Origin of the sequence: Kribbella sp. VKM Ac-2569 (assembly GCF_004216905.1) — a bacterium.
Lineage (GTDB): Bacteria > Actinomycetota > Actinomycetes > Propionibacteriales > Kribbellaceae > Kribbella.
Map to the genome: position 1 here is coordinate 927574 of NZ_SGXJ01000001.1, position 24381 is coordinate 951954.

19 protein-coding genes and 1 riboswitch are annotated in these 24381 nt (G+C 68.4%); of the genes, 9 read left to right on the top strand and 10 right to left on the bottom strand.

The window, feature by feature from the left end:
• Window positions 1-11 precede the first annotated feature (11 nt).
• On the top strand, window positions 12-620 hold the full coding sequence (locus EV649_RS04200; RefSeq protein WP_241997700.1) for a TetR family transcriptional regulator: 609 nt from the start codon (window positions 12-14) through the stop codon (window positions 618-620).
• Here EV649_RS04200 and dnaG read toward each other — a convergent pair.
• Complete coding sequence (gene dnaG / locus EV649_RS04205) at window positions 617-2518, bottom strand: DNA primase (RefSeq protein WP_130380677.1); 1902 nt, start codon at window positions 2516-2518, stop codon at window positions 617-619. The genes EV649_RS04200 and dnaG overlap by 4 nt on opposite strands.
• A 40-nt stretch (window positions 2519-2558) precedes the next feature.
• Here dnaG and EV649_RS04210 point away from each other — a divergent pair, with 40 nt between their 5' ends.
• Window positions 2559-3407: a PD40 domain-containing protein gene (locus tag EV649_RS04210; RefSeq protein WP_130380679.1), complete on the top strand. Its 849-nt coding sequence runs from the start codon at window positions 2559-2561 to the stop codon at window positions 3405-3407.
• Here the strand turns inward: EV649_RS04210 and EV649_RS04215 are convergent.
• Window positions 3404-4645, bottom strand: a complete 1242-nt coding sequence (locus EV649_RS04215; protein ID WP_130380681.1) for an FAD/NAD(P)-binding oxidoreductase — start codon at window positions 4643-4645, stop codon at window positions 3404-3406. The two genes, EV649_RS04210 and EV649_RS04215, sit on opposite strands and share 4 nt — an antisense overlap.
• A gap of 98 nt (window positions 4646-4743) precedes the next feature.
• Between EV649_RS04215 and EV649_RS04220 the strand changes: the two genes are divergently transcribed.
• Window positions 4744-6633, top strand: a complete 1890-nt coding sequence (locus tag EV649_RS04220) for a sialidase family protein (RefSeq protein WP_198682293.1) — start codon at window positions 4744-4746, stop codon at window positions 6631-6633.
• On the opposite strand, the gene EV649_RS04225 is transcribed toward EV649_RS04220, so the two are convergent.
• Together EV649_RS04225 and EV649_RS04230 are read right to left on the bottom strand one after the other, a co-directional pair.
• A complete protein-coding gene (locus EV649_RS04225; RefSeq protein ID WP_130380683.1) occupies window positions 6589-7824 on the bottom strand; it encodes a deoxyguanosinetriphosphate triphosphohydrolase in 1236 nt (411 codons plus the stop codon). The two genes, EV649_RS04220 and EV649_RS04225, sit on opposite strands and share 45 nt — an antisense overlap.
• A gap of 43 nt (window positions 7825-7867) precedes the next feature.
• Window positions 7868-8464 (bottom strand): dihydrofolate reductase family protein, encoded by a 597-nt coding sequence (locus tag EV649_RS04230; RefSeq protein ID WP_130380685.1) that lies wholly within the window; start codon window positions 8462-8464, stop codon window positions 7868-7870.
• Between the two features lie 72 nt (window positions 8465-8536).
• Here EV649_RS04230 and EV649_RS04235 point away from each other — a divergent pair, with 72 nt between their 5' ends.
• Both EV649_RS04235 and EV649_RS04240 read left to right on the top strand, forming a co-directional pair.
• Window positions 8537-9079: a winged helix-turn-helix domain-containing protein gene (locus tag EV649_RS04235; protein WP_130380687.1), complete on the top strand. Its 543-nt coding sequence runs from the start codon at window positions 8537-8539 to the stop codon at window positions 9077-9079.
• Window positions 9076-10329: an MFS transporter gene (locus tag EV649_RS04240; protein WP_130380689.1), complete on the top strand. Its 1254-nt coding sequence runs from the start codon at window positions 9076-9078 to the stop codon at window positions 10327-10329. Before EV649_RS04235 ends, EV649_RS04240 begins: the two co-directional genes overlap by 4 nt.
• On the opposite strand, the gene EV649_RS04245 is transcribed toward EV649_RS04240, so the two are convergent.
• A complete protein-coding gene (locus EV649_RS04245) occupies window positions 10269-10895 on the bottom strand; it encodes a TetR/AcrR family transcriptional regulator (protein ID WP_241997701.1) in 627 nt (208 codons plus the stop codon). The genes EV649_RS04240 and EV649_RS04245 overlap by 61 nt on opposite strands.
• 85 nt (window positions 10896-10980) lie before the next feature.
• Between EV649_RS04245 and EV649_RS04250 the strand changes: the two genes are divergently transcribed.
• The gene (locus EV649_RS04250) at window positions 10981-11844 is read left to right on the top strand and encodes an alpha/beta hydrolase (RefSeq protein WP_130380693.1); all 864 of its coding nucleotides are present in this window, start codon (window positions 10981-10983) and stop codon (window positions 11842-11844) included.
• Here the strand turns inward: EV649_RS04250 and EV649_RS04255 are convergent.
• A complete protein-coding gene (locus EV649_RS04255; RefSeq protein WP_130380695.1) occupies window positions 11809-13335 on the bottom strand; it encodes a UDP-N-acetylglucosamine 1-carboxyvinyltransferase in 1527 nt (508 codons plus the stop codon). The genes EV649_RS04250 and EV649_RS04255 overlap by 36 nt on opposite strands.
• 173 nt (window positions 13336-13508) lie before the next feature.
• Here EV649_RS04255 and EV649_RS04260 point away from each other — a divergent pair, with 173 nt between their 5' ends.
• Complete coding sequence (locus tag EV649_RS04260) at window positions 13509-14729, top strand: hypothetical protein (protein ID WP_130380697.1); 1221 nt, start codon at window positions 13509-13511, stop codon at window positions 14727-14729.
• Between the two features lie 3 nt (window positions 14730-14732).
• Here EV649_RS04260 and EV649_RS04265 read toward each other — a convergent pair whose 3' ends face one another.
• The 3 genes from EV649_RS04265 to ppdK all read right to left on the bottom strand — a co-directional run bounded on the left by EV649_RS04265 (window position 14733) and on the right by ppdK (window position 18594).
• Window positions 14733-15011, bottom strand: coding sequence for a muconolactone Delta-isomerase family protein (locus EV649_RS04265; RefSeq protein ID WP_130380699.1), 279 nt, complete (start codon window positions 15009-15011; stop codon window positions 14733-14735).
• Between the two features lie 149 nt (window positions 15012-15160).
• Complete coding sequence (locus EV649_RS04270; protein ID WP_198682294.1) at window positions 15161-15940, bottom strand: class I SAM-dependent methyltransferase; 780 nt, start codon at window positions 15938-15940, stop codon at window positions 15161-15163.
• A complete protein-coding gene (gene ppdK / locus EV649_RS04275; protein WP_130380703.1) occupies window positions 15937-18594 on the bottom strand; it encodes a pyruvate, phosphate dikinase in 2658 nt (885 codons plus the stop codon). Before ppdK ends, EV649_RS04270 begins: the two co-directional genes overlap by 4 nt.
• Window positions 18595-18881: 287 nt before the next feature.
• Between ppdK and EV649_RS04280 the strand changes: the two genes are divergently transcribed.
• The gene (locus EV649_RS04280; RefSeq protein ID WP_130380705.1) at window positions 18882-19736 is read left to right on the top strand and encodes a cobalamin-binding protein; all 855 of its coding nucleotides are present in this window, start codon (window positions 18882-18884) and stop codon (window positions 19734-19736) included.
• Window positions 19737-19779: 43 nt separating this feature from the next.
• Window positions 19780-20009: riboswitch (cobalamin riboswitch) on the top strand.
• A gap of 123 nt (window positions 20010-20132) precedes the next feature.
• Entirely contained in the window at window positions 20133-22367 is a 2235-nt protein-coding gene (gene metE / locus EV649_RS04285; protein WP_130380707.1) for a 5-methyltetrahydropteroyltriglutamate--homocysteine S-methyltransferase, read from the top strand.
• A gap of 55 nt (window positions 22368-22422) precedes the next feature.
• Here metE and EV649_RS04290 read toward each other — a convergent pair whose 3' ends face one another.
• Window positions 22423-24381 carry a VWA domain-containing protein gene (locus tag EV649_RS04290; RefSeq protein ID WP_130380709.1) on the bottom strand — a complete coding sequence of 653 codons (1959 nt, stop codon included), beginning with the start codon at window positions 24379-24381 and terminating at the stop codon, window positions 22423-22425.

A 24381-nucleotide genomic window follows, 5' to 3' on the forward strand; every position in this document is an offset into this window, starting at 1 on the left:
GGATGATTTCCGTGCGGAGATCACCGGACCCTGAGCAGCGGCAACGCGACCCCGAGCGCAGCAAGCAGCAGTTGCTGGACGCGGCGGTGGTCGAGTTCGGCGCGCACGGGTTCAGCGGGGCGCGGGTGAGCGAGATCGCCGCCCGGGCAGGCGTCAACAAGCAACTGATCTCGTACTACTTCGGTGGCAAGGAGGGCCTGTACCGGGCGGTCGCCGAGCGCTGGCGGGCCGGCGAGCCGGAGCTCGCAGCGGACGCGGAGTCCCTCGGCGAGGTGGTCGGGGCGTATGCGAGTGCCGCGATCGCACAGCCGGACCTGCTCCGGCTGCTCGTCCGCGAGGCCGTCGAGCGGGACACCAGCAACCTGGATCGGGAGGGACAACGCGCCCGCTTCCGGGCGATGGTCGAGGACTTCAAGCGCCGTCAGGACGAGGGTGAGCTCGCGCCCGACCTGGATCCGCGGCACACCGCACTCGCACTGTTCGGCCTCGCGGCCGCGCCGGTGGTGTTCCCACAGATCGCCCAGGCGCTGGGCCTGGACGCTGGGAGTGAGGAGTTCGCCGCCGAGTACGCCGACCAGACGGCGAAGCTCGTCTCACACCTCAAAACGGACGAGAGCTAGATCGCCCCGGAGATGGCGCGGTTGCGGAGTTCGGACTTGTAGGCCTCGAGCGCGATGAGTTCGCCGAACATCCGGTTGTACTCGTCCGCGCGCTCGATCGGGTTCGTCCGCTGCAGCTTCGACTTCAGGTCCTGGATGCGGCGCGCGCACGTCAGCTCCTGCAGCCGCGCCAGCAACGCGAGCGCATACGGCTCGTCGGGCTCCCGCCCCAACCGCAGCGGATCCACAGCCAGCGCACCGACCACCGCGGCCGCCGGGTCGTTCCCGATGGCATCCCGTACGGCGACCACCCAGGCCTCGCCGGGTGGCGCGGCGGACGGCCCGCCGATCTTCGCCATCGCGGCCCGGATCGCGCCGAGCCACGGATGCGTGAAGTCGTGGTCGTCGAGCTCGTCGAACGCGACCCCGACCAGCGCTGGATGCTGCATCGCGACCTTCAGCACGTCCCACTCGATCACGAACCGCTGATCCCGCGGCGACGGGATATCCACCCGCGGCCGGGCGGGCTCAACGGTCCCAACCGTCTGCTGCTTGACGTGCACCTGTCCCGAAGTCGAAGGCTGCCGAGACGCCGCTTTGTACACCTCGGATCGGACCTGGTCCTCGTCCATCCCCAGATGCCCGGCGAGCTCGCGCGTGAAGGCGTCCACCTTCGACCGGTCACGGATGCTGATCACCAGCCGCGCCGCATCCCGCAGCGCGTCGATCCGGGTGTCGGCCCGGTCCAAGTCGTACTTCGACAGCACGTTCCCCAGCACGAACCGGTACAGCGGGACGCGCCGCCCGATCAGCTCGCGGACCGCGGCGTCCCCCTTCTGCAGCCGCAGGTCGCACGGGTCCAGCCCGTCCGGCTCGACCGCGACGTACGTCTGCGCGGCGAACGCCTGGTCGCCCTCGAAGGCCTTGACCGCCGCGCGCTGACCGGCTGCGTCGCCATCGAAGGTGAAGATCACCTCGCCGCGGAACTGGTCGTGGTCGAGCAGGAGCTGCCGCAGCACCCGCGCGTGGTCGTCGCCGAACGACGTACCGCAGGTGGCGACCGCGGTCTGCACGCCCGCGAGATGACACGCCATCACGTCGGTGTAGCCCTCGACGACCACGGCCTGCCGGCCCTTCGCGATCTCCCGGCGGGCGAGGTCCACGCCGTACAGGACCTTGGACTTCTTGTAGATCGGCGTCTCGGGGGTGTTCAGGTACTTCGCTTCGATCCGGTCGTCGTCGAACAGCCGGCGCGCGCCGAACCCGATCACGTCGGACGACGCGTCCCGGATCGGCCACATCAGCCGGCCGCGGAACCGGTCGTACAGCCCGCGCTGCCCGTCGGCGCACAGACCGGATGCGACCAGCTCGGCGTTCGTGAAGCCGCGGCCGCGGAGGTGGCTGGTGAGCGCCTCGCCGCCGCGCGGCGAGAACCCGACCCCGAAGTGCACCGCGGCGTCCTTGTCGAAGCCGCGCTTGTCCAGGAACTGCCGCCCGATCGAGGCCTCGGCCGCGCCGAACAGGTTGTCGACGTAGAACTCGGCCGCGACCTTGTGCGCCTCGACGAGCCGCGGCCGCTGGTTGCCCGGGCCGCGCTGCACCGGCGCTCCGGAGTCCTCGTACCGCAGCTGGATGCCGACCTTCGAGGCCAGCGTCTCGACCGCCTCGGAGAAGGTGATCTGGTCGACCTTCTGGATGAAGTCGATGACGTCGCCGCCCTCTTGGCAGCCGAAGCAGTAGAAGAAACCGCGGGACGGGGTGACGTTGAACGACGGCGACTTCTCGTCATGGAACGGGCAGAGGCCCTTCAGGTTGCCCCCGCCGGCGTTCTTCAAGGTCACGTACGAGCCGACGACGTCGTCGATCCGGGCGCGCTCGCGCACCAGCGCGATGTCCTCTTCCTTGATCCGGCCTGCCACCCCGCGAGTCTAGCCGGGCGGATCACGTAGGTTTGCGGGTATGCCACGTACTCTTCGCCCAGGTCAGCGGTCCGAGCTGTACGTCGTCGACGTCGCGACCAACACCCACCGGCTGGTGTTCAGCTCGGACGAGGTGCTGTTCGAGGCGCCGAACTGGCTCCCCGACGGCACTCTGGTTGTCAACGGCAACGGGCTGCTGTTCCGGGTGGCGGACGGACTCGAGGAGATCGAGCTCGGTGGCGTACCGGCGATCAACAACGACCACGTCGTGAGTCCGGACGGGCGGACGGTCTACGTGTCGGCGAACGACGGCCACGTGTACGCCGTACCGATCGAAGGCGGACCCGGCCGCCGGGTGACGAACGATCGCGGACCGGGCTTCCATCACTACCTGCACGGCGTTTCGCCCGACGGTACGACGCTCGCGTACATCGGGCTGGAGTGGGTCGGCGAGCAGCGGATCACCAACGTGTGGACGATCCCGACCGCGGGCGGCGCCGACGTACCGGTGACCGATGACAAGTTCGCAGACGACGGGTCGGAGTTCAGCCCGGACGGGCGGTGGATCTACTTCAACTCCGAGCGGTCCGGGCATGCCCAGCTGTTCCGGGTCATGGTCGAGGGCAGTGCGATCGAGCAGCTGACGAGCGACGAGCGGGTCAACTGGTTCCCGCACCCGGCGCCGGACTGGTCGGCGGTCGCGTACGTCAGCTTCCCGCCCGGCACCGAGGGGCATCCGGCCGACATCGAGGACGTCCGCCTGCGCCTCCTGACGAACGACGGTGAGATCCGCGAACTGACGAGCCTGTTCGGCGGCCAGGGCACGATGAACGTGCCGAGCTGGTCGCCGGACAGCGCGTCGTTCGCCTACGTCACCTACCCGCTCTAGACCTCGGCGAGGTCGATCGAGGTGTCGGCCAGGCGGGCCGGGTCGACCTCCTTGCCGGAGCGGATGAGGCTCTGGACCGCGTCGATGGCGCCCCACGTGTTGACGTGCATGCCGGCCAGGACGTGGTGGTCGTCGTCGAGCCAGAACGCCACGTAGGCCCCGGACTTCGGGTCGCCGCGGAGGACGACCTGGTACGACGTTCCGCGCGGGAGGTCCCCGGCGTACTCCATCCCGAGGTCGAACTGGTCGGTGAAGAAGAACGGGATCGCGTCGTGCGCCACGTCCTGCCCGAGCATCGCCTTCGCGGCCGAGGCGCCGGTGTCCTTCGCGTTCTGCCAGTGCTCGACTCGGACGAACCGCCCGAACAGCGGGTGGTCCCAGCGGACCACGTCACCGGCGGCGTACACGTCCGCGACCGAAGTCTGCAGGTCCGCACCCGCGACTATGCCCGAACCGTTCTCCCGTGTCGCGACCTCGATACCGGCCGCCTCGGCCAGCTCGGTGTTCGGCTGTACGCCGACTCCGACCACCACCAGACCCGCCGGAATCACCTCACCGCCGTTCACGCGCACCCCGGTGACCTTGTCCGTCCCCTCGAACCCTTCCACCCCGGTCCCGAACCGGAACTGAACCCCGTGCTGCCGGTGGAACTCCGCGAACAGCTCACCGATCTCTTCACCAAGTACGGCGGCCAGGGCAGTGGACTGCGGCTCGACGACCGTCACCTCGCACCCACGCTCGCGAGCAGCCGACGCCGCCTCGAGCCCGATCCATCCGGCGCCCACCACGACGACGCGCGGCTTCGCGGCGTACGCGTCGGTCAGCGCCTGCGCCTCCTCGGCCGTCCGCAGGTAGTGCACGCCCGGCAGATCTGCACCCGGTACGTCGAGCTTGCGGACGCGGCTGCCCGTCGCGATCAGGAGCTTGGCGTAGGACACCTGCGAGCCATCGTCGAGCGTGACCGAGTGCGCGGCCGGATCGAGCGCTGTGACCGTGGCACCGAGGCGCAGGTCGATGTTGTTGTCGTCGTACCACTGCTGATCGTGCAGCTGCGCCGATTCGGTTTGTTCCTTGCCGAGCAGGACGCCCTTCGACAGCGGAGGTCGCTCGTACGGCAGTGACTGCTCACTGCCGATCAGGACGATGCCACCGCTCCAGCCGTCCTTCCGAAGGGCCTCGGCCGCGGTCGCTCCCGCAAGACTCGCACCGACGATCACGATCTGCTCTGCATCAGCCATGACAGAACGATAGTCCTCCGCGACCCCTTGTCGCCGACCGCGCCGATGACTACGTTGTCGCAGGACATCAGACGTCCTATGTCCTTCCTGGGAGAGTCATGCGCGTACTCGCACCAGGCCGTCTAGCGGCCGCCGCCCTACTGGTCTTCACAACCCTCACCGCGCCGCCTGCCCAAGCCGGCCAAGACGACACAGCGCCCTTCGTCGACGACAGCGTGCTGTTCCAGCAGAAAACCGAGGGCTACTCGTGCTTCCGAATCCCAGCCGTCGTGCACGCGACGAACGGCGACGTACTCGCATTCGCCGAGGGCCGGGTCGCGGACTGCGGTGACGACGGCGACATCGACATCGTGCTGCGCCGATCGACCGACGGCGGCAAGACCTGGGGCCCGCTGCAGGTGGTGTCGGACGGCAACGGCAGTACGCACGGCAACCCGGTCCCAATCGTGGACCGGAAGACCGGGCGGATCGTGCTCGTCACGACGCACAACGGCCCGCAGCCGTGCACGAACGGCTGCGACCGTGACCCGTACGTCCAGACCAGCGACGACTTCGGCGCGACCTGGACCGCGCCCCGCGAGCTGATCGACGCGAAGCTGCCGAGCTGGAACTTCTGGTACGCGACCGGCCCGATGCACGGCATCCAGCTCGAACACGGACCGCACGCCGGCCGGCTGATCGTCGGCGCCAGCTTCGAGACGTACGACGGCGTCGGGCCGCACGTCTACGGCACGCATTTGCTGTACTCCGACGACGCGGGCGAGACGTGGCACATCGGCGCGACGACCTCGCGGGACGACGGTTCGGTGATCGCGCAGGAGGTCACCGTGGTCGAGCTGACCGACGGCCGGATCTACGCGCTGGCCCGCGAACGCGGCACCGATCCGGGCAATCGCGCGTACGCGATCAGCAGCGACGGCGGGGACAGCTTCGACGCGCCGTTCAGGACCATCCCGAAGTTGGTGATGCCCGACGTGCAGGGCTCGTTGCTACGGTTCAGTGCGCACAACGAGGGCGATCGGCGGAACCGGATTCTGTTCTCGGCGCCGGCACATCCGGCCGCGCGCGAGGTGATGACCGTGCGGTCGTCGTACGACGAGGCGCGATCGTTCGGCACGTGGCAGCAGGGGAAAGTCTTCTACTGGGGCCCGTCGGCGTACTCCGACATGGTCCGGCTGGATGGTGACGAGGCCGGGTTGCTGTACGAGGCAGGCGTCGCGAACCCGTACGAGTCGATCCGCTGGGCTCGGTTCAACGAGGCGTACCTCTCGTCGCCGAATGGGACGCCGCCGGGCATCCCCGGTCCGCCCGCGCCCGGGCCGCTGACGCCTGACGTCGGGCCGGCGCGCAATCCGGCGTACGTGCGGGGCGGGGTGACTGTTGCCGCAGGCAAGTTCGGGAACGGGCTCGCGCTGGACGGGGTCGACGATTACGTCGAGGTGCCGTACGACCGGTCGATCGATCTGGGCGCGGACGACTTCACGATGATGGCGTGGATCAGGTACGGCGCGACGACCGGGACGCACGCGATCCTGTGGGCGTACCGGACCGGTTCGGGCAGTACGCCGCAGGTGTGGTTGCGGGCGGAGCCGGAGAGCAAGCGGATCCGCGCGTTGTTGTCCGTCGACCGTTTCAACGTGACGGTCCAGTCGGCGTCGGCGTACAACGACGACCAGTGGCATCACGTCGTACTGCAGCGGGTCGGCGGGAAGTTGCGGCTGCTGGTCGACGGTGCCGAGGTCGGCTCGGCGACGGCGCCCGCCGGGTCGGTGACAGCGGGCAAGGAGTTCGGCGTGCAGGGCATCCACGTCGGCCAGCGCGTCGACGGCGTCAACCGTTTCCACGGTGCACTCGACGAGGTCCGCGTCTATCGCCGAGCACTCACCGACAGCGAACTGCAGCAGATCCGCGAGCAGAACAAGCCGATCACCGACAGGCTGGGCCTAGACCTGCCCTTCGACAAGGTGGGCGTGCCAGGCGAGGGCTGAGGGGTCGGTGAGGGAGGCGACTTGGTCGACGATGACGCGGAGTCGGGCGTTGTCGTCGGTCGCCTCCGCGAAGTCGGACCGGAACGGGACGTCCAGGTGCCGCGGGGCCGTTTTCCACAGGGCTTCCACGAGTTCGGTGAGGAGCTCGCGCTGGGTGGCCCGGCGGGCCTGGCGTTCCGGTGAGTTGAGGACGTGGAACATGCCGACGCCCTTGAGCAGCCCGATCTCGGTGCGGGTGCCGTCCGGAACGACCAGGTCGGCCTCGTACCGGATCAGGCGGGACCGGCCGAAGACGGCGTGCGTGGTCTGCTCGGCGGCGGTCGCGAACCGGCCGATGAGCTGGCTGGTGACGTCCTTGAGTGCGCCCAGTGCCTGCCTGCTGTCGTCGAACGCGGCACGCGGCCAGTAGTTCAGCGCCTTCAGCCGCGCCCAGCCCTCGTCCAGCTCGGCGTCGGTTGCCTCCGGCAAGTACATCTGCCGGACCGTCTCCCAGTACGGCGCCGGCTCGGCGTCGACCGCGGCGAGATCGATGTGGTGCGCGACGATCCCGTCCTCGACGTCGTGCACGGAGTACGCCACGTCGTCGGCGAAGTCCATCACCTGCGCCTCCAGGCAGCGACGCTCCCCCACGCCCTGGCGCAACCAGGTGAAGACTGCGAGATCGTCGTCGTACACGCCGAACTTGTTCTCGTCCGGCCGGCGGGGCCACGGGTACTTCGTCGCGGCGTCGAGTGTCGCGCGACTCAGATTGAGGCCGACGCTGCGCCCTTCGGCGTCGAACGTCTTCGACTCCAGCCGGGTCAGCAGCCGCAGCGTCTGCGCGTTCCCCTCGAAGCCGCCGATCTCCGCGGCGACCTGGTCCAGCGCGCGCTCGCCGTTGTGCCCGAACGGCGGATGCCCGAGATCGTGCGCCAGGCAGGCCGCGTCCACGATGTCCGGATCGCAGCCGAGCGTCGACGCCAGCTCGCGGCCGATCTGCGCGACCTCGAGGCTGTGCGTCAACCGGTTCCGCACGAAGTCGTCGCTACCGGCCGTCACGACCTGCGTCTTGGCCGCCAGCCGTCGCAACGCCGCACTGTGCAGCACGCGCGCACGATCACGAGCGAACGCGGTCCGCCCCGGCCGCTTGACCGGCTCGGCAACCCACCGCTCGGCGTCGTGCTCGTCGTACCACTCATGCTGCTTCCTCATCACCGCTCACACTAGCGGCGACCACCGACAGTTTGCGGGCCCTTCAGGAAACGCAGTACCGGATCCAGATGACGCCGTCCTTGAATACTTCGGTGCCGGCGTGCTGGAGGTTGAGGCGGTGGATGTCGTGCCATGGTTCGCCTCCGATGAGCACCGGGTGGACAAGGAGGGCCAACTCATCGACCAGGTCGAGGCTCAGACAGGTGCGGAGCACTGCGTGCGCATCGACGCGGACGGTCTGTACGCCGCGGCGGCCCAGGGCGTCGAGCACTTCGACGAGGTCGACCTGGTCGTAGCCGGTGATCAGCTCGCGGGTCGTCGCGTCCGGCGGGCGCTCCGGCGTCTGCTCGGCGTACAACGCGAGGACTCCGGACCAGTAGCCCAGCTCCCGCAACGAGTCCCAGCTGCGGACCCGCGCCCGCTCATCCACCACCGCGAGCAGCGGACCCTCCGCCCGCGGACCGCGCCGAGGAGCCGCGAGTACGGCGTTCTCTTGGGCGAGGATCGTGCCGGCGTCGATCAGCGTCACATCCTCCTGCCACAGCGACGCCAGCGCATAGAACCGCGCGAGGTCGACGTCGAATCCCGACGTCACCCCGTCCAGCGAGACCGCCAGCTGAGCCACCACATGAGGCCGCATGCCCCAAACCTAGGGACGGCCACCGACAAATCCTGGTTGCAGAGACTCCTTTGCAGAGACTACTCTGCATTCATGCGACGCATCGATGCCCGGAGTCTCCGCGGACTCGCCCACCCGCTCCGGATGCGCATTCTGGAGGCGATCGAGCTCGACGGACCCGCGACGTCGAGCACTCTGGCGACGCGGCTCGGCGAGAACACCGGGACGATCAGCTGGCACCTGCGGCTGCTCGCTGAGCACGGGTACCTCGAGGACGACACCGACCGCGGCACGAAGCGCGAGCGCTGGTGGCGGCTCCCCCACGGGCCGACCGTCCTCGACCCGGCCGAGTTCCTCGACGACCCGGAGACACGGCGGGCGCTCGACGTGTACCTGCGCGATCTCGTGGAGCGCTACTACGACCGCGTCCGGGCGTACGTCGACGAAGACTGGCCGGCCGACTGGCAACACGCGGCCGGGCTCTCGGACTGGCGCGACCTGCGGCTGACTCCGGAGCAGCTGCACAAGCTCAACGAGGAGCTCGCGGCCGTCATCGACCGCTATACCGGCAGCGAACCGGCCGAGGGGTCCGAGCGCGTGATCGTCCAACTGCAGTCGTTCCCTCGGCGCTCATGAGCCTGCTGCGGACGCACCGCGACTTCCGGCTGTTCTGGATCGGCGAGACGATCAACCGCTTCGGCAGTGCGACGTCGTCGGTGGCGCTCCCGCTGGTCGCGATTTCGATGCTCGACGCAACGACCTTCGAGGTCGGCCTGCTCACCGCGGCCGCCTGGGCACCATGGCTCCTGATCGGCCTGCCCACCGGCGCCTGGATCGATCGGGTACGTCGACGCCCGCTCATGCTCGCTTCCTCGGCAATTTCCGGCCTCCTGCTCGCCGTGGTTCCACTGGCCCGCGACCTGCTGACGATCGAGTTCTTGCTTGTCATCGCAGGTCTCGTCGGCGCCGCGTCGGTCGTCTTCCAGACGGCGTACACCGCTTATCTCCCGACTCTTCTGGACCCGTCCGATCACGCCGAGGGCAATGCGAAACTCCACGGCAGCGCGTCCGCTGCGCAGATCGCGGGACTCGGATGTGGTGGGCTCCTGGTCCAGTTCGCGGGCGCGGCCAATGCGCTGTTCGTCGACGCGGCCAGCTTCGTGGTCGCGCTCGGTTGTCTCGCCGCGATCCGCTTCCGGGAACGCCGTACGAACGCGCCTCGGCAGGCGGGTGCGATCCGGGAGGGCATCAGGCTGGTCGCGCACGACGTCTGGCTGCGTACGTTGACGATCTTCGGCGCGGTCTCGAACCTCGCCCTGATGGGCTATCAGGCGATCGTCGTCGTGTTTCTGGTCCGCGAGGCCGGGCTGACCGCCGGCACGGTCGGTGCCCTGATCGCGGCGGCCTCCAGCGGCGGTGTACTCGGCGCGCTCCTCGGCCGCAAGATGATGCGGTTCGGTACGGCGCGTGCGCTGCTGCTGTGCGAGCTCGGCCTGCCGACGCTGGCGTTGCTGATCCCGTTGGGTGGCGCGAGCCCGTGGTTCTACGTGGTCGGCGCGTTCGGCGTGAGCCTGGGAGTGGTCGGTGGAAATGTCGTGAAGGCGACGTTCCTCCAGTCCTACTGTCCACCTGACCTGTTCGGCCGGCTGACCGCGACGAACGCCTTCGTCAACTACGGCACCATCCCGCTCGGCGCGCTGCTCGGCGGAACGCTCGGCCAGACCCTGGGCCTCACTCCTGCCCTCTGGATCACGACGGCCGGCGTACCGCTGGCCGGTCTGGTCCTGCTCGCGTCACCGATCCGTGGGCGCCGCGACCTGCCGACTCACCAAGGCACCGGCGTACCTGGGACGACCGCCGACTCCAACCGGATCCGCACCGCCTGACGCGCGCGCTCGTACCCCGTCTCGTCGTTGTGCAGGATCGAGGCGAGGTTCGCGGCCTCGTAGTACGCGTTCAGGTCGAACGCGAGCTGCACCGGATCCGCCGCGAGCTCACCCCGTTCGACAGCCTCGGCGACCGCGGTCTCGATCAGGTCCATCCACTCGTGATGGACGGACGCGAGGTACTCGTGCACTGCGCCGCCACGCGCGGAGAACTCGTGCGAGACCTTCTGAAAGAAGCATCCGCCCGGGAACACGCGACTCCGCGAGTAGTCCAGCCAGTGCCTGCTCAGCGCCCACACCCGCCCGAGACCGGGCTCCACCTCGTACGCCGGAATCACGACGTTGTCGGCGTAGATCCGGCGCGCGGCCCGGACTGTCGCCAACTGCAGCTCCTCCTTGGAGCCGAAATGCGCGAACAGCCCGCTCTTGCTGATCCCGAGCTCGGTCGCGAGCCGCCCGATCGACAGCCCTTCGAGCCCGTCGACCGACGCGATGTCGACCGCGCGGCGCAGGACGGCGCGGCGGGTCTGGTCACCCCGCGCCAGCCGTCCGTCGACCTTCTCCACGATTCCCGATCCTAAGTCCCGTTGACTGCTAGCCTGTGCGAAACTAATAATACGACCGTTCGTATAGTTTGACGGAGGGGATCTCATGCAGAAGCTGGTCAGTGTCGGATTGCAGACAATCGGAGTGTTGTCACCGCGACTCGGCGGGCGGCTCGCGTTCAACCTGTGGCGGCGTCCGCTCGCCCGCGGTCGGGTCCGTCCGGATGAGCAGATTGTTCACAATGCCGCACGGGTCGAGATTGTCGACAATGTGAAGACCTACAACTGGGGCGACGGCAACCGCCCGGTGCTCCTCGTCCATGGCTGGCGTTCCCGCGCCTCGCGGTACGCCGGATTCATCACGCGCCTGCTCGAGCTCGGGTACAGCCCAGTGTCGTACGACGCTCCCGCGCACGGGGACTCGGACGGCGACGTCGTGTCGATCCTCGGCCACCAGCGGATCATCCGCGCACTGGAGGAACGCCACGGCCCGTTCGAGGGCGTGATCGCGCACTCGCTCGGCGTACCGTTCGCGCTGTACGCCGTCCGCGAGGGCGTCGCGGCCAAACGGCTGGTGATGATCAGCGGCGTCGCGGACTTCGCGTACCTGGCCGACACGTTCTGCGCCCAGCTCGGCCTGGGGCCGAAGATCAATCAGCAACTGCGGCGACAGATCGAGCGCGGGTACTTCGACGGCGACGACCAGATCTGGACGCGCTTCTCGGTGACGGCCGGAAAGCTCGAGCTCCTGGTGATCCACAACGACGAGGACGAGATCGTCGACCCGGCGCAGGCCCAGGTGCTGCTACGCAACTACGGCGACCGCGCGCACTTCCTGCCGACGACCGGCCTCGGCCACCGCCGGATCCTCTCGGACCCGGCAGTGATCACCGAAGCCGTCGCATTCCTGCAAGACCCAGATTCAGAGCAGAACTCAGATGTCCCGGAAGGTCTCGATCTGAGCGCCTAGCGAGTTCAGCCGGGTCGCCAGGTCCTCGTAGCCGCGGTTGATCACGTAGACGCTGCGCAGGACCGACGTACCCTTCGCGGCCATCATCGCGATCAGCGTCACGACGGCCGGGCGGAGCGCCGGCGGGCACATGATCTCGGCGCCGGAGAAGTGCGTCGGCCCCTCGACCATCACGCGGTGCGGGTCGAGCAGCTTGACCCGGCCGCCGAGCTTGTTCAGGTCGGTCAGGTAGATCGCGCGGTTCTCGTAGACCCAGTCGTGGATCAGCGTCTGCCCGGTGGCGGTCGCCGCGATCACCGCGAAGAACGGCAGGTTGTCGATGTTCAGGCCCGGGAACGGCATCGGGTGGATCTTGTCGATCGGCGCGTGCAGCTTCGACGGCCGGGTGGTGAGGTCGACGAGCCGGGTACGGCCGTTCTCGGCGAGGTACTCCGTACTGCGGTCGTAGTCGAGCCCCATCTCCTCCAGCAGCGCGAGCTCGATCTCCAGGAACTCCACCGGCGCGCGCCGGATGGTGATCTCGGACTTCGTGACGATCGCCGCGGTCAGCAGGCTCATCGCCTCGATCGGGTCCTCGGACGGCGCGTAGTCGACGTCCACGTCGATGTCGGCCTTGCCGTGCACGGTCAGCGTCGTGGTGCCGATGCCGTCGATCTTCACGCCGAGCAGGTCGAGGTAGAAGCACAGGTCCTGGACCATGTAGTTCGGGCTGGCGTTGCGGATCACCGTGACACCGTCGTACCGGGCTGCGGCCATGATCGCGTTCTCGGTCACGGTGTCGCCGCGCTCGGTCAGCACGATCGGCTTGCCCGGGGCGATTGCCCGGTTCACCAGGGCGTGGTACTGCCCGCCGGTCGCCTTCACCTCGAGACCGAACGGCCGCAGCGCGGTCAGGTGCGGCTCGACGGTGCGGGTGCCGAGATCGCAGCCGCCGGCGTACGGCAGCTCGAACGCGTCCTCGCGGTGCAGCAGCGGACCGAGGAACATGATGATGGAGCGGGTACGACGGGCCGCCTCGGCATCCATCGCACTGAGGTCGAGGTGCGTCGGCGGGATGATCTCCAGGTCGCCGGCGTCGTTCAGCCAGGTGGTCTTGACGCCGATCGAGTTCAGCACCTCGAGCAGGCGGTTGACCTCCTCGATGCGCGCGACCTTGCGCAACGTCGTACGGCCCTTGTTCAGCAGCGATGCGCAGAGCAGCGCGACGCCCGCGTTCTTGCTCGACTTCACGTCGATGGCGCCGGACAATCTCCGGCCGCCGGCGACACGGAGGTGGACCGGGCCGCCGCCGAGAGAGACAATTTCGGAGTCGAGCGCCTCGCCGATCCGGGCGAGCATCTCGAGGGTGAGGTTCTGATGACCCTTCTCGATCCTGTTCACCGCACTCTGGCTGGTGTTCAGTACTTCCGCGAGCTGCGTCTGCGTCCAGCCGCGATGCTTACGGGCGTCCCGGATGAGATTTCCGATCCGGCTCAGGTAGTCATCGGTCATGCGCGGGACCTTATCTCATATATGAGATACGTCTGCACCGACCCGCCGGTGTCAGCGTATCCAACGTCACGTCGACTCCTGTACCCACCCTCGACAGGCCCCGCACGGTCTGTTGATACAGCCGCCGCCTAGAGTTATCAAAACTCCCGCCGCCACTCGGAGAGGACCAGCAGATGCCCGAGGACACCTCCGCCGCGGTGGTCAACGAGTTCGAGGCGGAGTCGTGGCCGCTGGAGGCTGCCGCGGACAGCCTGCACCAGGTCATCGAAGGCTTCCACAACGGGGACACCCGGCCGCTGGTGATCGGCGACGGCGACCAGCCAGTGCTCGTGGTGCTGGCGATCGCCGACCTGGCCGACTTCCGGGCCCGGATCGCGGACCTGCTCGGCAACCCGGTCGACGCCGGCTGGCTGCGGTACTACCTGCGCTCCAACTTCGACATGAGCTCCGAGCGGCTGGTCGAGCTGCTCGGAGTGGACACGGATCATGGGCTGTCCTCGCTGGCCAGTCAGGTGAACGTCGAGCAGGCCGCGACGCTGATGTCCGACCACGTACGCCGTACCGAGGCCGGCGGCAACCCGCTGATGCTGATCGGCGACGGGACGATGGCGACCGCCGCGCTGCTGTCCTTCCAGGCGTTCCAGGTGCTGCTCGCGATGGAAGGTGACGGGAAGGGCGAGGACGACTCCTGCGCGCACGACGACGAGGAGAAGCCCACCACGCCGCTGGAGGTGCTCGCCGAGCGGATCGGGCCGGTGTCGACGCAGCTGGTCGCGCAGATCAACGCCGGCCGCGAGCCGGGCCTCCCGCGGTACGAGCTGCACTTCGAGGACGAGCTGATCGAGCACCTGCGTGACCTGGAGGCGCGTGCGCAGAAGGCGCCGGGCGGTGGCGCGTACGACGAGTTGAACGCGCTGCTGCACCAGTTCGACCAGATGCGCAGCGGGCTGATCGAGGCGGAGGCCGACGAGGAGCCGGACGAGGCGCCGTACCTCGAGGCGTCCGATCTCAAGGCGGCGCTGCCGGACATCCGGGACGCGTTCCGCGACGGCGCCGACGACCCGTACCTGGTCGGTCTGGACGGGCGGCCGCTCGCGGGGCTGATCTCGTTCGACCTGTACGAGGAGCTGCAGAAGGTCTCGGTCGAGCTGGACGGGACGGACGAGGCACCGGTCCTGCCGCTGCCCGAGCCGCGCTGGGAGAACGGCCCGCGGCTGGTGCCGTTCGAGGTCGCGCTCGAGATGTGCGAGGCGGTCATCGAGGACCTCACCAACGGCGAGGCGTCGATGCTGTTCATCGCCGACGATGACAACGAGCCCGAACTGGTCCTCGCTCCCCTGGTCTGGCTCTGGGCGTACGTCGACCACCTGAACATGGAAGGCGCCGACGCCTGACCGTCAGCTGAACGGGAAGAGCGGCTGCCATTCGGCGAGGGTGGCGATCTCGTAGACGTCGGCCGGGGTGTACGGGTCCTTGGCGAGGATGTCGCGGAGCTCTGCCTCGTCGGCGACGTCGTACACGAGCAGCGCACCGGTCTGGTCGGCGAACGGTCCGGCGGCGACGAGCTTGCCGTCGGCCTTCAGCGCGGTGAGGTACTCGCGGTGCGCCGGACGGACCTCCATCCGGCGGTCGGTCCGGTCAACGTCGAAGCGCAGCTGAACGACATATTGGGCCATGCCCCGAACTCTACAATGCCCTTGGAAACAAGGAGATTTGGTGCGGGAAAGGGAGTCACGAGCCGCCACAGCGGCTGGTTCAGGTCAGACCCGAAAGTCGACGAGTGATCTCCCTTCCCGCCCGGATATTCTCACCAGCCGATGGCCCCCTACGCAAGGGGTTGGTTAAGGGAAATTCCTACAGACAGTTGATTGAGATAACGCTTCGTGATCGAACCCCCGGCCGCATCGATGAACACGCCGATGCACTCGTACAGTCGGTCACGCCGGTCCGTTGTCAAGGCCCGATGACCCGAATACGAGGACAGAAGTTCGAGGTACTCGGCCGTCGAATAGACCGCATCCCACGCATAGCTGCGGAACTCCACGGTCCCGAAAAGCTGCGTCTCCCCGAGCCCTGCCGGATCCACCGGTACGTCGTCCGCGGCCGGCAAACCGCCCTTCACCGCATCGTCGGTGAACCGGTCGTAGCAGGACTGCACGTCGACGAAGAACTGCTCGGAGCCGCCCGCGACGTGATGCGTCGACACGACCGCCAGCGCGCCACCCGGCCGCAGCACGTCCACACAGCGCTGGACGCGCGTCGCCGGATCGAGCCAGTGGAACGCGGTCGCCGAGATGACCAGGTCGAACTCCGCCGACGGCAGCTCCCAGGTGTCGAAGTCCGCGACGATGACCTCGACCTCGGGAAGCTTCCGCTGCAGTACGCCCGCGAGCTCCGGACTCAGCTCGACCGCGGTGACCGACCAGCCACGCTGCACCATGGCAGCAGTCGCCTGGCCGGTCCCGGGCCCGATCTCCAGCACCTTCGGCCGATCCCCGGCGATCCGCGCGAGCTCGTCGAAGAGCTCGCGCGGATAGGCCGGCCGAACGCGGTCGTACAGCTCCGCGTCTTCTCCGAAGGTCTGCCGAAGGTTCTGTCTGCTCACCCGGCCAATGCTGCCCGGCCTGCCTCCAGGCGTGCTACTGGAATACGGAACGGCGAGCAGGAGACGTAGTCGAGGCCGACCTCGTGGAAGAAGTGGATGCTGTCGGGGTCGCCTCCGTGCTCGCCGCAGATGCCGAGCTTGAGGTCCGGCTTGGTCGCTCGCCCGCGGTCCACACCGGTCCGCACCAGCGCGCCGACGCCTTCCCGGTCGATCGACTCGAACGGCGACACCGCGAAGATGCCCTTCTCCAGGTACCGCGAGAAGAACGCACCCTCGACGTCGTCACGGCTGAAGCCCCACGTGGTCTGGGTCAGGTCGTTGGTGCCGAACGAGAAGAAGTCGGCCGCCTCGGCGATCTGGTCCGCGATCACCGCGGCCCGCGGCAGCTCGATCATCGTGCCGATCGGGATCTCGGTGCCGCCAGGGTAGTCAGCCAGCACGCGTTCCACCTCGTCGCGGGCCAAATGCAGCTCCTGTACGGCGCCGACCAGCGGGATCATGATCTCCGGCCGCGGATCCTTGCCCTGGGCCCGCAACTCGGCGGTCGCCGACGCGATCGCCCGGACCTGCATCGCGAACAAACCGGGGATCACCAGCCCGAGCCTTACCCCGCGGAGGCCGAGCATCGGGTTCTCCTCGTGCAGCCGCTCGACCGCCGCGAGCAGCTTCACATCGTGCTCCGACTCCTCGCCCCGCTCGCGCGCCACCGCGACCTTGACCGCCAGCTCCTCCATCGACGGCAGGAACTCGTGCAGCGGCGGGTCGATCAGCCGGATCGTCACCGGCAGCCCGTCCATCGCGCCGAGCAGCTCCAGGAAGTCCCCGCGCTGCAAGGGTTCCAGCTCGGCCAGCGCGGCCTCGCGATCCGCGTCGTTGTCCGCGAGGATCAGCCGCTCCACGGATTCGCGCCGCTCCCCCAGGAACATGTGCTCGGTCCGGCACAGCCCGATCCCCGACGCCCCGAACCGCCGCGCCCGCGCCGCGTCGTCCGCGGTGTCCGCATTGGTCCGTACGCCGAGTCGCCGTACGTCGTCCGCGTGCGTGATCAACCGGTGCACCGACGCGACCAGCTCGTCGCCCGCGTCCGGGGCCAGCGTGCCCTCGAAGTACTGCACGACCGGGGACGGTACGACCGGGACCTCGCCGCGGAACACCTCACCCGTGGTTCCGTCGATCGAGATCAACTCGCCGGCCTCGAGCACGGTGCCGTTCACCTTGATGGTGCCCTGGGCAACGTTCACGTCGAGCTCCTCGGCGCCGCAGACACAGGTCTTGCCCATGCCGCGCGCGACCACGGCCGCGTGCGAGGTCTTGCCGCCGCGGCTGGTCAGGATGCCCTGCGCCGCGATCATGCCGTGCAGGTCGTCGGGGTTGGTCTCGCGCCGGACCAGGATGACCTTCTCGCCGCGCTCCGCGGCCTCGACTGCGGCCGCCGACGTGAACACGACCTTGCCCGAGGCCGCACCCGGCGACGCACCGATCGCCTTGGTGATCAGGTCCGTCGCGGCGTCCGCGTCGAACCGCGGGAACATCAGCTGCGCGAGCTGCGCGCCCTTCACCCGCTTGAGTGCCTCGTCGGTGTCGATCACGCCTTCGTCGATCAGGCTGGTCGCGATCCGGAACGCCGCCGCCGCGGTCCGCTTGCCGACACGGGTCTGCAGCATCCACAGCTTGCCGCGCTCGACGGTGAACTCGATGTCGCACAGGTCGCGGTAGTGGCCTTCGAGCTTCGCCATGATCTCCATCAGGTCGTCGTACGACGCCTTGTCGATCTGCTCGAGGTCCGCGAGCGGGACGGTGTTGCGGATGCCCGCGACGACATCCTCGCCCTGGGCGTTCTGCAGGTAGTCGCCGTACACGCCGGGCTGCCCGCTCGACGGGTCGCGGGTGAACGCGACGCCGGTGCCGGAGTCCATGCCGAGGTTGCCGAACACCATCGAGCAGATGTTCACCGCCGTGCCGAGGTCGGTGGGGATGCGCTCCTGGCGGCGGTAGAGGATCGCGCGGTCCGAGTTCCAGGAGCGGAAGACTGCCTCGGTCGCGAGGTCCATCTGGGTCCGCGGGTCCTGAGGGAACTCGCGGTCGGTGTGCTCGTGCACGGCCTGCTTGAACGTCTCGACGAGGCGCTTCAGATCGGCGGCGTCCAGGTCCAGGTCGTTGCGCGTGCCCTTCGCCTGCTTGGCTTGTTCGATCGCGTCCTCGAATACGTCGCCTTCCATACCGAGCACGGTCTTGCCGAACATCTGGATCAGCCGGCGGTACGCGTCCCAGGCGAACCGGGGGTTGCCGGAGTGGTGCGCGAGCCCGTTCACCGAGTCGTCGTTGAGGCCGACGTTCAGGACCGTTTCCATCATGCCTGGCATCGAGACGGCGGCACCGGAGCGGACCGAGACCAGCAGCGGATCGTCAGCCTGGCCGAGCTTCTTGCCCATCTTCTGCTCGAGCAGCGCCACATGGTGGTCGATCTCGTCGGCCAGGTCGGCCGGGACCGCGCCGGTCTCCAGGTACGCGCGGCAGGCGTCCGCGGTGATGGTGAAACCGGGGGGCACCGGCAGGCCGAGGTTGGTCATCTCGGCCAGGTTCGCTCCCTTGCCGCCGAGGAGCTGCTTCATATCTTTGTTGCCTTCGGCGAAGTCGTAGACGAGTTTCGGCACGGTCACTCCCTGGGTTGCAGGCGGGTGTTTTCAGGCGCGGGAAGATGGCCCGCTGGCCCGTCGACTCCGGCGGCGGGGGCGTACTTTCAGGGTAAGCCCAAAAACCAGTCCAGTTGAACACTGGTCTCACGATGCTGACGTGACCCTCCCCACAGGTCGAAGGTCGGAAAACCCTTCCCTGATTGACAACGCGAGACATTCGGCGTCTTCACCGATGAAACCTTCGAGACGGGCGCTGAGGCGGTTTCGTCGGTGGTGGGGTGGGTAGGCGGGCTAGAGTCTGCGGGGTGCGTATCGTCTCGTTGCTCCCGTCGGCGACCGAGATCTGTTTCGCGCTCGGGGCCGGTGAGGATGTGGTCGGTGTCACCTTCGAGTGCGACTACCCGGCGGCTGCGCGTGCCCGGCGGATCGTGTCGACGACCGCGCTTCCCGAGGGTCTGACACCGGGCGAGATCGACGCCGTCGTACGGCGGAAGGTCGCGGCTGGGGAGGATCTGTATCACCTGGACGCGGGTGCACTGCGCGAGCTCGAACCGGATGTGGTGATCACCCAGGACCTGTGCGCGGTGTGCGCGATCGACGTGACAGACGTCGACGAGGCGCTCGCCTACCTGGGGTGCAGTGCGGAGGTGGTGAGCACGGATCCGCACAACCTGATCGAGGTGCTCGAGTCGATCGAGACCATCGGAAAGGCAATCGGCCGAGACGCCACACAGTTGGTGGACAGCCTCCGCACGCGCCTGGGGATGCTGGCAGGTGGGGGTGGGCGGGTTGCGTTGTTGGAGTGGACGGATCCGCCGTTTGCGCCGGGGCATTGGTTGCCGGAGATGGTGACGCTGGCGGGTGGGGTGAATGTGCTGGGTGCGGCCGGCGAGCGGTCGAAGGCGATCAACTGGCGAGAGGTCGCGGCCGCGAAGCCTGAGGTGGTGGTGTCGGCGCCGTGCGGGTTCGGGCTTGACGGGGCTACCGAGTTGACGGAGCTTCTGATGGGCGAACTGCCGGCCGGCATTCCGGTGTGGGCGGTCGACGCCAACGGGTACTTCGCGCGGCCAGGCCCTCGCCTGGTCGATGGTGTCGAGGTGCTGGCTGCCATCCTCCAGGGCAAGGCCCCGGACCCGGCCATCGCGCGGCGCGTGCGGTAGTGGCGTTGGTCTCGCCGTACGCCGAACCGCGTCCGGCGCGCGTACGCTCGACAGTGCCGACGGTTCGCGTGGTCACGCAGGATGTGGCTGGGCGAGGCAAGAGGGAACCCGGTGGGAATCCGGGACTGCCCCGCAGCGGTGAACGGGAACGACCGCCGTCACGAGCACTGGACTAGCGTCCGGGAAGCGACGGCCAGTAGGTCCACCGGTCATGTCATGGCACAGCCGGTTTGCCCGTGAGTCCGAAGACCTGCCGCCGGCCCGCACACCCAGCCGGGTGCGCGGGGGATCGGTGGTCTCGTGGGAGGACCCGCCCGGACTCACGGCGCACCCGTGGTCCCTGCGTTTCCCGCGAGCGATCCGCCGATCCATCGGCACGCTCGCGAGGAGAGAGACGTGAACACCAGCACCACCATCCTGGGCTACCCCCGGATCGGCCCCAGCCGCGAACTCAAGCACGCGCTGGAACAGTACTGGGCCGACGGCAACGCGACGCAACTCGAAACAACAGCCCGCCGGCTCCGCGCGGAGACCTGGCTCGACCTGAAGTCCCGCGGTCTCGGCACCATCCCCGGCAACACCTTCTCGAACTACGACCAGATGCTCGACCACGTCCAGCTGTTCGGCGTCGCCCCGGACCGCTTCCGTGGACTCGGCGACCTCGACCAGTACTTCGCGATGGCCCGTGGCCGCGACGGCGTCGCCCCGCTAGAGCTCACCAAATGGTTCGACACGAACTACCACTACCTGGTGCCCGAGCTAGACCGCGAGACCCGCTTCACCCTGAACCCAGCCAAGATCCTGACCGAACTGGCCGAAGCCCGCGAGCACGACATCAACCTCCGCCCGGTCCTGATCGGACCACTCACCTTCCTGCTGCTCTCAAAGTCCAACGACGTCCAGCCGCTGACCTTGCTGGACCAACTCGTCGACGTGTACGCCGAATTGCTCACCCACCTCGACACCGACTGGGTGCAGCTCGACGAACCCGCGCTCGTTCAGGACCGCACCCCGGCGGAACTCGACGCTCTGCACCGCGCGTACACCAAGCTCGCCGACCTGACAGACCGGCCACGCCTGCTGGTCGCGACGTACTTCGGCGACCCCGCCCCCGCGCTACCCGTGCTGACCTCGACCGGTGTCGACGGCCTGGCCCTCGATCTTGTCTCCTCCCCTGGCCTCGTCGAACAGATCGCCGGACTGCGATCACTCCGCCACAAGACGGTCGTGGCCGGCGTCATCGACGGCCGGAACGTCTGGCGAACCGCGCTGAGTGACGCGCTCTCCACCTGCGCCACGCTCGCCGGTTCCGTCGGTCGGCTGGAGGTGTCGACGTCCTGCTCACTCCTCCACGTCCCGTACGACGTCGACGTCGAGGAGGACCTCGATCCACAGGTCCGTGCCCGGCTCGCCTTCGCCCGTCAGAAGGTGGACGAGGTCGTCCTGCTCGGTCGCGCGTTGAACGAGGACGCCGGCGTCGTAGTGGATGCCGTGAACCCGGCTGGCGGTCCGCTCAAGGAGTCCGACCTGGCCCGTGAGCAGGCCGTCCGCGACCGGGTCGCCACGATCCGGCCCGAGGACCGACAGCGTCCGCCGTACGACGACCGCCGTACCGCGCAGGAATCACTCGACCTGCCGAAGCTCGCCACCACCACGATCGGCTCGTTCCCGCAGACCGGGGAGATCCGTCGTACCCGAGCCGACCTCAGCAAGGGCAGGATCGATCAGGCGGCGTACGACGAGCGGATGCGGTCCGAGATCGCACAGGTCATCGCGCTGCAGGAGGACCTCGGGCTGGACGTGCTTGTCCATGGCGAGCCCGAGCGCAACGACATGGTCCAGTACTTCGCTGAGCAGTTGGACGGATTCGCGACCACGAAGTACGGCTGGGTGCAGTCGTACGGCAGCCGCTGCGTCCGGCCGCCGATCCTGTACGGCGATGTGTCGCGGCCCGTTCCGATGACGGTGCAGTGGTCGTCGTACGCGCAGTCGCTGACCGCGCGGCCGGTGAAGGGCATGCTGACCGGGCCTGTGACGATCCTGGCCTGGTCGTTCGTGCGTGACGACCAGCCGCTGCAGGTGACGGCGGATCAGGTCGCGCTGGCGATCCGGGACGAGGTCGCCGATCTCGGCGCGGCCGGGATCCGGATCATCCAGGTGGACGAACCCGCGCTCCGCGAACTCCTGCCGCTCCGCAACGCCGAGCGGAAGGCGTACCTGGAGTGGGCGGTCGGCGCGTTCCGGCTAGCGACCGGTGGAGCGCCTGCGGAGATTCAGGTACATACGCATCTGTGCTACTCGGAGTTCGGCGCGGTCATCTCCGGGATCGACGGTCTGGATGCCGACGTCACCACGATCGAGGCGGCGCGCTCGCGGATGGAGGTGTTGGCGGATCTCGCCGCCGCCGGTTTCCGGCGCGGGGTCGGCCCGGGGGTCTACGACATCCATTCGCCCCGGATCCCGACCATTGAAGAACTCACTGCCCTGATCCAAGCGGCTCTCGCCACGACCTCCGCTGACCAGCTCTGGATCAATCCCGACTGCGGCCTGAAAACCCGCACCTACGCAGAGATCGCCCCCGCCCTACGCAACCTCACAACAGCAATCCAGCAACTCCGCACAACGCTCTGAACTAGGGCCCTGGGACATGTCATTCCATGTCCCAGGGCCCCGTGCGGTGGTCGGCCTACAGCTTGCGGCGGGTTCGGAGGTAGTCGCCTACTACGGCTGCGCCTAGGCCGTCAGCGTCGGGGGCCAGGACTCGGCCGCCGCTGCGGCGGGCCAGTAGGTCGACGAACGCGTTCAGGCGCGGGTCGTCACCAAGGCGGAAGACGGTCAGCGAGGCGCCGAGCTTGGCCAGTCGGTCGACCTCGAAGATCGTCTTGCGGAGCGTGGCTGCCTCGGGTGGGTACGAGAACTCGGCCGTGCCGTCGGGCTCGAGGTGGGCGGTCGGTTCCCCGTCTGTCACCATCAGTACGACGGGCTGCGCGTCCGGGTGCCGCCGCAGATGACGACCGGCGAGGAGCAGCGCGTGGTGCGCGTTCGTGCCCTGTTCCCAGGTGCCTTCCATCCCGATCAGCTGGGGCAGCTCGACAACCCCGGCGTACCGGCCGAACGTGATCAGCTGCAACGCGTCGTTCCGGTACCGCGTCGAGATGAGCTGATGCAACGCGAGCGCCGTCCGCTTCATCGGCAGCCAGCGACCCTCCTGCACCATCGACCACGACGTGTCGACCAGCAACGCCACCGCGGCCCGGGCCCGATGCTCGGTCTCCGCGATCTCCACGTCCGCCACATCAAGCTTGACGGACCCATCGAGCGTCGCACTCCGCAGTACGGCGTTCCGCACCGTCCGCGGCACGTCCCACGGCTGGGTATCCCCGAACTCCCACCGACGCGACGATCCACTCAGCTCACCGGCCGCGCCCGCGTTGGCCGCGTCCCGTTCACCTGATCCCCGAGCGGTCCGCAGTACGTCGGCCAACGCTGTCTGACCGAGCTGACGCAACGCCTTCGGCGACAACCGCAGCGAACCGTCGGGTGCCCGCTCGATCAGACCCTGATCACGCAACTGCCGTTCCAGCTCACTCAGCCGACGCGCGTCGACCGTCGCCTCGTCACCCAGCTGACGGGTGAGCGCCTCGAGATCGATGTCCTCGAGCCGGGCCCCCGGATACGACTGCGCCAACTGCTCCGCCAACGCGTCCAGTTCCGCGAGGTCGGACATCGCCTGCGCGCCCTCGGCGAGGCCGAGCGGATCGTCACCACGCATCTGCTCCGACCCGTACCAGTCCTCCCCCGGCCGCAACGACTGCAGCTGGGCGTCCAGCTGCGCCAACTGCTGCGCGAGTTGCGGACTGCCGAACGCCTGCTGCGAAAGCTCCGCCAGCTCGGCGCGCTGTTCGGGTGTCATCGAGTTCATCATCCGTTGCGCGGCGGCCGCCCGCTGCGCGAGTACGTCGATCAGCTCGTCGACGTTCCGCGGATTCTCCGGGAAGAACTCGCCGTGGTTGGCCATGAACTCCTCGAAGAGTTCCGGTACCTCGGGCCGGCCCTGCGCGTGGGCCGCCAGCAGGGCGTTGAGGTCGGCGAGCATCTCGTTGATCGCCTCGACATCCTCGGGTGTGGTCTGCTGCAGCGCCTCCTTCATGCCCTCGAACCGCGAACCGAGCAGCTCCCGTCCGAGCAGCTCACGGATCTGCTCGTACTTCTCCCGAGCCTCCGACGACTCCCACTGGTAGTTCGCCAACTCCCGTACGGCGGCCGCCGTACCAGAGGGAAGCGCGTCGAGCTCGGCCTCCTTGAACCGCGCGTCGTCGGACGGATTCGGGAACAGCTCGCGCCGCTCCGCTTCCAGCGCCTCGTTCAGCAGCCGCTGGACGTCCCGCAGCGTGCCGTCGAGGTTGTGCCGCCGCTCGATCTCGCGGCGGCGCTCCCACAACCGGCGGCTCAGGTCGTCCAGGCCCTGGGTGTTCCGGGTGCCGCGCCGGAGCAGTTCCTCCAGCGCGGACCGTGGCGACGACCCGTTCATCACGTCCCGGCCGATCTCGTCCAGCGCATCCCGCAGATCCGCCGGCGCCTTCAGAGGATCCGGCCCGTCGTGCCACGGCCCGTAGGACCAGCCTTCCGGAATCGAAGCCGACAT

Bases quoted from the DNA above. Each gene is read 5' to 3' on its own strand.
- EV649_RS04260 (WP_130380697.1), top strand. From the start codon at position 13,509: ATGCCCGAGGACACCTCCGCCGCGGTGGTCAACGAGTTCGAGGCGGAG.
- EV649_RS04240 (WP_130380689.1), top strand. From the start codon at position 9,076: ATGAGCCTGCTGCGGACGCACCGCGACTTCCGGCTGTTCTGGATCGGC.
- EV649_RS04235 (WP_130380687.1), top strand. From the start codon at position 8,537: ATGCGACGCATCGATGCCCGGAGTCTCCGCGGACTCGCCCACCCGCTC.
- EV649_RS04210 (WP_130380679.1), top strand. From the start codon at position 2,559: ATGCCACGTACTCTTCGCCCAGGTCAGCGGTCCGAGCTGTACGTCGTC.
- EV649_RS04290 (WP_130380709.1), bottom strand. From the start codon at position 24,381: ATGTCGGCTTCGATTCCGGAAGGCTGGTCCTACGGGCCGTGGCACGAC.
- EV649_RS04255 (WP_130380695.1), bottom strand. From the start codon at position 13,335: ATGACCGATGACTACCTGAGCCGGATCGGAAATCTCATCCGGGACGCC.
- EV649_RS04220 (WP_198682293.1), top strand. From the start codon at position 4,744: ATGCGCGTACTCGCACCAGGCCGTCTAGCGGCCGCCGCCCTACTGGTC.
- EV649_RS04250 (WP_130380693.1), top strand. From the start codon at position 10,981: ATGCAGAAGCTGGTCAGTGTCGGATTGCAGACAATCGGAGTGTTGTCA.
- EV649_RS04215 (WP_130380681.1), bottom strand. From the start codon at position 4,645: ATGGCTGATGCAGAGCAGATCGTGATCGTCGGTGCGAGTCTTGCGGGA.
- EV649_RS04230 (WP_130380685.1), bottom strand. From the start codon at position 8,464: ATGCGGCCTCATGTGGTGGCTCAGCTGGCGGTCTCGCTGGACGGGGTG.
- EV649_RS04225 (WP_130380683.1), bottom strand. From the start codon at position 7,824: ATGAGGAAGCAGCATGAGTGGTACGACGAGCACGACGCCGAGCGGTGG.
- EV649_RS04265 (WP_130380699.1), bottom strand. From the start codon at position 15,011: ATGGCCCAATATGTCGTTCAGCTGCGCTTCGACGTTGACCGGACCGAC.